The sequence below is a fragment of the Streptomyces sp. NPDC048258 genome (assembly GCF_043201995.1).
In the GTDB taxonomy this organism is placed as follows: domain Bacteria; phylum Actinomycetota; class Actinomycetes; order Streptomycetales; family Streptomycetaceae; genus Streptomyces.
In genome coordinates this window covers 65,303-71,302 of sequence record NZ_JBICZH010000028.1, presented here as the reverse complement: position 1 = coordinate 71,302, position 6,000 = coordinate 65,303, and the positions used below count along the sequence as shown (strand labels likewise).

Annotated in this window: 6 protein-coding genes and 1 pseudogene; 6 read left to right on the top strand and 1 reads right to left on the bottom strand. The window is 64.8% G+C overall.

Going from position 1 to position 6,000, the window contains the following annotated elements; genetic code table 11:
* From ACGFYQ_RS37585 to ACGFYQ_RS37570, 4 genes and pseudogenes are all read left to right on the top strand, one after another.
* A pseudogene (locus ACGFYQ_RS37585) lies at positions 1-240 on the top strand (imidazoleglycerol-phosphate dehydratase); the annotation flags it as partial.
* Positions 241-242: 2 nt separating this feature from the next.
* Positions 243-878 (top strand): imidazole glycerol phosphate synthase subunit HisH, encoded by a 636-nt coding sequence (gene hisH / locus ACGFYQ_RS37580; protein ID WP_393751106.1) that lies wholly within the window; start codon positions 243-245, stop codon positions 876-878.
* A complete protein-coding gene (priA, locus tag ACGFYQ_RS37575) occupies positions 878-1,639 on the top strand; it encodes a bifunctional 1-(5-phosphoribosyl)-5-((5-phosphoribosylamino)methylideneamino)imidazole-4-carboxamide isomerase/phosphoribosylanthranilate isomerase PriA (protein ID WP_393751104.1) in 762 nt (253 codons plus the stop codon). Before hisH ends, priA begins: the two co-directional genes overlap by 1 nt.
* A gap of 350 nt (positions 1,640-1,989) precedes the next feature.
* On the top strand, positions 1,990-2,619 hold the full coding sequence (locus ACGFYQ_RS37570) for a LuxR C-terminal-related transcriptional regulator (protein ID WP_393751102.1): 630 nt from the start codon (positions 1,990-1,992) through the stop codon (positions 2,617-2,619).
* Between the two features lie 26 nt (positions 2,620-2,645).
* On the opposite strand, the gene ACGFYQ_RS37565 is transcribed toward ACGFYQ_RS37570, so the two are convergent.
* Positions 2,646-3,623 carry a leucine-rich repeat domain-containing protein gene (locus ACGFYQ_RS37565; protein WP_393751100.1) on the bottom strand — a complete coding sequence of 326 codons (978 nt, stop codon included), beginning with the start codon at positions 3,621-3,623 and terminating at the stop codon, positions 2,646-2,648.
* Between the two features lie 97 nt (positions 3,624-3,720).
* Here ACGFYQ_RS37565 and ACGFYQ_RS37560 point away from each other — a divergent pair, with 97 nt between their 5' ends.
* Together ACGFYQ_RS37560 and ACGFYQ_RS37555 are read left to right on the top strand one after the other, a co-directional pair.
* Entirely contained in the window at positions 3,721-4,656 is a 936-nt protein-coding gene (locus ACGFYQ_RS37560) for a hypothetical protein (RefSeq protein ID WP_393751098.1), read from the top strand.
* Positions 4,657-4,894: 238 nt separating this feature from the next.
* Positions 4,895-5,413 carry a serine hydrolase gene (locus tag ACGFYQ_RS37555; protein ID WP_393751096.1) on the top strand — a complete coding sequence of 173 codons (519 nt, stop codon included), beginning with the start codon at positions 4,895-4,897 and terminating at the stop codon, positions 5,411-5,413.
* Positions 5,414-6,000 lie beyond the last annotated feature (587 nt).

The window sequence follows — 6,000 nt, the reverse complement described above, 5'->3', positions numbered from 1 at the left end:
ACCGAGCCCGAGAACATGGCGCCGATGATCGGCACCTACGACACGACGATGACCCGGCACATCTTCGAGTCCTTCGTCGCGCAGGCCCAGATCGCACTGCACATCCACGTCCCGTACGGGCGCAACGCCCACCACATCGTGGAGTGCCAGTTCAAGGCCCTCGCCCGCGCCCTGCGCTACGCCGCGGAGTTCGACCCGCGCGCCGCCGGCATGCTGCCCTCCACGAAAGGTTCCCTCTGATCGTGTCCAAGAAAGCGGTCGTCCTCGACTACGGATTCGGCAACGTCCGCTCAGCCGAGCGCGCCCTGGCGAGGGTCGGCGCAGAGGCTTCCATCACCGATGACTTCGACAAGGCAATGGACGCTGACGGCCTCCTCATTCCTGGCGTCGGCGCCTTCGCCGCCTGCATGCGGGGGCTCCAGGAAGTCCGCGGCGACGTGATCATTCGTCATCGCCTGGCCAGCGGTCGGCCCGTGATGGGCATCTGTGTCGGCATGCAGATCCTCTTCGAGCGCGGCATCGAGCACGGAGTCGAGACCCCGGGGCTCGGGGTGTGGCCCGGCGCGGTCGAGCCGCTCGAAGCTCCTGTCATTCCGCACATGGGTTGGAACGTGGTGGATGCGGCCGCCGACAGCCGGCTGTTCGTGGGCGCGGATGCCGACACCCGCTACTACTTCGTGCACTCTCACGCCGTGCGCGACCGAAGTCGGGAGTCCGCCGGTCTCCGTAACCCGACAACTCGGGTAAGCCGCACCACACACGGCGAACCCTTCGTCGCGGCGGTGGAGAACGGGGCCCTGTGGGCGACCCAGTTCCACCCCGAGAAGTCCGGCGACGCCGGCGCCCAGCTCCTCACCAACTGGATCGAGACCCTTTGATGCCGAACACCCTTGAGCTGCTCCCCGCGGTGGATGTCCGCGACGGACATGCCGTCCGCCTGGTCCAGGGTGAGTCAGGTACGGAGACCTCGTACGGCTCCCCGCTGGAGGCGGCCCTCGCCTGGCAGGCCGCCGGCGCCGCATGGCTGCACCTGGTCGACCTGGACGCCGCCTTCGGCACCGGCGACAACCGCGCCCTGGTCGCCGAGATCACCCGCGCCATGGAGATCAAAGTCGCCTTGTCCGGCGGCATCCGCGACGACGCCTCGCTCGCCGCCGCCCTCGCCACCGGCTGCACCCGCGTCAACCTCGGCACCGCCGCCCTGGAGACCCCCGAGTGGGCCGCCAAGGCCATCGCCGAGCACGGCGACAAGATCGCTATCAACCTCGACGTCCGCGGCACCACCCTCAAAGGCCGCGGCTGGACCAGCGAGGGCGGCGACCTCTACGAGACCCTCGCCCGCCTCGACTCCGAGGGCTGCGCCCGTTACGTCGTCACCGACATCGGCAAGGACGGCACCCTCACCGGCCCCAACCTGGAGTTGCTGAAGAACGTCTGCGCCGCCACCGACCGGCCCGTCGTCTCCGCCGGCGGCATCTCCTCCCTCGACGACCTGCGGGACCTGTCCGGACTGGTCCCGGCAGGCATCGAAGGCGCCATCATCGGCAAGGCCTTGTACGCCAAGTCCTTCACCCTGAAAGAGGCGTTGCGGGTAGTCGTGGACGAGAAGAAGGAGGCGCCGGGAATCCATCGGAATTAACCACCATACCATCCGGTTTTCTTTACCGGTACAACTTCCACGGGCACATGCGGTTCAGTTGGCCGAAACGACACCCTCTTTGACTGAATGATGGGTTCGCCCGGATTGACGCTTCAGCTAGCGTAGCTTTTCATGTTTTCCGCCGGTCATGACGCTTTTGCGTCGACAACTGCGCGGGAAGGTCAGGCAACTCGCTTGCCTGATTGCGTCGTCCACCAACCCGAAACGGTTCTAGTTCGGAGGGCAATGTGGCTATGAGCCAACTGTGTGACGGTGACTGCGAGGTCGACTTATCCACCTCACCGACTGGAGAGCACATCCACCCCAGCAGCGGGCAGAATGCCCTGTCCGTGTTCTGGCTGGCGGAGGATGATCTCTCGTACCACGGCCTGCCGAATCTCCTGAGGGAGATTCCGCTGGTGTCACGAGCCGTGATCGGACGCACTCTCGAAGATGCCCGCCAAGGGCTCGCCGGCGAACTGTTCGATGTACTCGTCATTCCGCTCGGCATGTATACCGAGGCCATCCGGGCCGCCCCGGCCCGGGCACCGACAAAAGTTCTGGTAACGGTGGCCATCGAGGACGCGAAGGCAGTTACCGCCTTCGCTCAACTGTACGCCGTGGACGGATATCTGCTGCGACGCGACGTCAACGCGGATGTATTGCCCGCGATCTTCGAACGGCTGCTGCGCGGCGAGGTTCCAGTACCGGAGCAGGTCGTCAGCCACATCATAAGCACAGGGGAACCAGGCGCTGCGCGAGCGGGGGCGTACGGCATCGCCAGGCTGACCGAGCGAGAACACACGGTCCTCGGACTTCTACTGAACGGGCTGAGCAATCACCAGATCGCCCGATCCATGAATATCTCCATCCACGGCGTCAAGCGTCACGTCTCGAACCTGCTGGTCAAGTTCAACTGCACGAACCGCACAGAGGTCGCTCTGATGGCGGCTCGACTGGGAATCACCCCTGCCGAGTAAGGAGGTCGGAGGAACCCGATGGCGCACTACAGGAGAACGACGCAGCCGCGCTCTCGCAGCGAGTCGAGCCAGCGGGGAACCCTGTGCATCTTCAGCCATCTGAGATCGAGCTTCTCCAGGTTCGGCAGTGAGCCGATGCTCTCCGGCAATCCCGCGAGGTGCGTTGCCCGGAGGTCCAGATGAGTCAGTCGCGTCAACTTGCCTACGCTCTCGGGAAGTTGACGCAAGGGGTTGTTCCGAAGATCAAGATGGCGCAGCTCGCTCAGATTCCCCAACGATTCCGGGAGAGCCGCGAGCTGATTGTTCATGAGGTGCAGCTCGCGCAGGCGCGACAACGCACCGATCTCATCCGGCAGCCAGTTGATCCGGTTGTTGTAGAGACGGAGCTCCCGAAGCGCTGACATGCCGCCGATCTCCGCCGGCAGCATGGTCAGCAGATTGTCGGTCAGATTGAGGTAGTCCAGGCGGTCGAGTCGCCCCAAGGCCGCCGGCATCGAGGTCAGGCCGTTGTCACTGAGATAGAGGTAGTCGGTGAGCGCGGGAAGATCCGCAATACCCTCCGGAACATCACCCAGCCTGTTATGCCCGAGGTCCAACATGCGGAGATTACCGAGATTCCGCACATCATCCGAGATTTCAGTGATCTGATTCTCAGCCAGATTCAGCGAGAGGAGCTCAGAGAGCCTCCAGATAGCATCCGGTACACGCGTGAGCCGGTTCTTACCCAGGCTCAGATGCTGAAGCGACCCCAAGTGGCCGATGCTCTCCGGCACCTCGTCGAGTCGGTTTGCGTAGAGGCTGAGATTGGTCAGCCGCGACAGGTTCGAGATCGCCTTGGGTAGTGCCGTCAATCCGTTTCGGTCGAGGTCGACAGTACGAAGTGACACAAGATCTGAAATCCCGTCAGGCAGTTCTTGGAGGCTGGTACCGGCAGCTAAGAGCGCAATAGCTTCACCGTCGGGCGACCTGTGGATGGCCTCATCCAGGTGGTTCAAGTCAGTCATGCGCACAGTGTAGCCATCGGGCACTCACGGCGTGAAGCGAGTCCAAGAACAACAGTCCGGCTCCAGTCGGACTCGAGTGAAAGAAGGAGCGCATCTCATGGACGTAACTCCGATGCCACTCAGTGGCATCGTCCCGAGTGTTCGAATCGATGAGCCTGCCCAGGACATCAGGTCTTCCGGAGAGGCGATCGCAACCCAGCTGACAGACTGGGGATTCATGGCGGTCGAGGTACCCGGAATCGGTCAGAAGGTCGACAGGATGATGCAGGAATTCGCATTGGCCTGCTCGTCTACGGAGCCCAACCTGACCGAGTACGAGTACTCGCGCGTGCCGCAACTGGCTACCGGTGGCACGCACGGGTTCTTCCCGTACCTGTCGGAGGTGCCGCGACTGGCCCAAGGGGTTGCCGACCCGAAGGAGTTCATCCACGTCAGCGGCGCCATGCTGGAGGACGAGCCCCCCACCGCGGGGGACGTCCTGCGCGCCTTCCCGGCATTCGGCTCCGCCGCCCGGGAGGTCTTCGAATTGGCCTTCAAGATCATCTCCTCCTTCGGGGAGGTGATCCGCGGCATCATGGCCCCGGGGACTCCTGACTTCGACCTGTCGCGCGATGCGACGAACCTCCGCGTGATCTATTACAGGGATGTGGGCGGCCGAGAGGTTCTCGCCCACGAGCACTCGGGGATTCAGATGCTGGGGCTGCAACTGCCGTCGTCCGACCAAGGGCTCCAGTACGTCCTGCACGACGGCACGTGGGTCGAGCCCGTCATCGCCAAGACCGACGTCGTCCTGTGCAACATAGGCCGCATGCTGTCCAGCGCCTCGTCCGGTCAGTTTCGGCCATCAACGCACCGCGTTCACTGCTCGGGCACGGAAGGCAACTACACGCGGCTTTCATCCGTGATGTTCGCCTACCCACCGCACAAGGCACGGCAGTGGCAAATGGTCGACGGCAAGCTCACCATGCTCGACGCGACCTGGGGGGACTTCATCGCCAAGCGGTTTGACGGGCTCGGCAACCAGCCTTCCTAGCAGCACGGCTTGAGACTCCGTTTCGGTCCGTCGACTGCCCGGCGGACCGAAACGGCCGGCATCGAGCGCAAGCCGCGGCCCAGCAGAAAGGGAAGGCCAGTCAATCTCCACGCCTGACCCCGATTCGGAGTGCGCTCCCTGTTCGGCCCACCCTTCCAATCGCACGGAGGGTCAAGGAGTGGTACAGGGACCATGCTGCAGATTCAAGACGCCCAGTGCCTGGGTGACGGCGTTCCTCGTGGACCGGAACAGTGTCATCACCTGCTTCAGGCTGGACCTCACTGTGACCGCGGCCGTGGTCGGCCTCGACGTGAAACGGGTCTGGGACAACATGCACCCCGGGCCGCGCTCCAACATCATCATCGACACCGGTGACGGTGACGACGCGCTGGCCGCCTTCGTGGCGAAGATGGCCGAGCTGGAGGTCATCGGCGAGCCCAACGCCCGGGCCTCATACAGCCAGGCCGGGTACAGCCTGCTCGGGCGCGTCCTGGAGAGCGTCACGACGTACGAGCAGGCCATCGCCTCGCTCGTGTTCGAGCCACTGGGACTGTCGAATAGCTTCTTCGGTACCGCCGACGTCATGACCCGGCGGTTCGCCGTGGGCCACTACGCCGACGAGGACGGCAACCTCGTCGTCGCGGGGGAAGCAATCTGGGCGACGGCATCGGCATCTGCTGGTTCCTGCGCGAGGTGGACGGCGTACGGACGATCGCGCACGGCGGTTCGACCAACGGCCAACTCGCCGAGCTGCTGATCGTGCCCGAGCGGAACTTCGCCGTCGTCTCCATGTCCAACGCCGGCCCGGACGGCATCCCCTTCAACCGGACCGTCGTCCGCTGGGGCCTGGAGCACTACCCCGGCGTCGTGGACAACAACCCGGAGCCGCTGCCGTACGACGAGGAGCGGGCAGGAAGTCGTCGGGGTCTACGACAACGACGTCATGACGCTCACCGACGCCACCGACGGGGCGGCGCTGACCATCGCCGCCACGATCAAGCCGGAGATCCGCGAGGCGGCCGACTTCGAGATGCCCGCGGACTACGAGCCGGCCGCCATGGGCCTGCTGCCCGGCGACGGCGACGAGTTCATCGTCGCCGCCGGTGGACTGCAGGGACAGCGAGGCTCTTCTCCCGGGACGCGAGCGATGCCCCCGTCGCCATCGACCTCGGCGGCCGGACCTTCAACCGGGTCCCCACCACCCACGCGTGACCGACGCGCGCACGATGTCCTCGTCGCCCCTCGGGCGACGAGGACATTCGTTCGTGACACCATCGAGGCCATCATCGGCTCACTCGCCGGCACCCTGACCCGGCAGCTCCGCGTCATCGGCCGCCTCCCGCA

What these genes read in the sequence shown, in the direction of transcription:
- priA (WP_393751104.1), top strand. Translation starts at nt 878, where the DNA reads ATGCCGAACACCCTTGAGCTGCTCCCCGCGGTGGATGTCCGCGACGGA.
- ACGFYQ_RS37560 (WP_393751098.1), top strand. Translation starts at nt 3,721, where the DNA reads ATGGACGTAACTCCGATGCCACTCAGTGGCATCGTCCCGAGTGTTCGA.
- ACGFYQ_RS37565 (WP_393751100.1), bottom strand. Translation starts at nt 3,623, where the DNA reads ATGACTGACTTGAACCACCTGGATGAGGCCATCCACAGGTCGCCCGAC.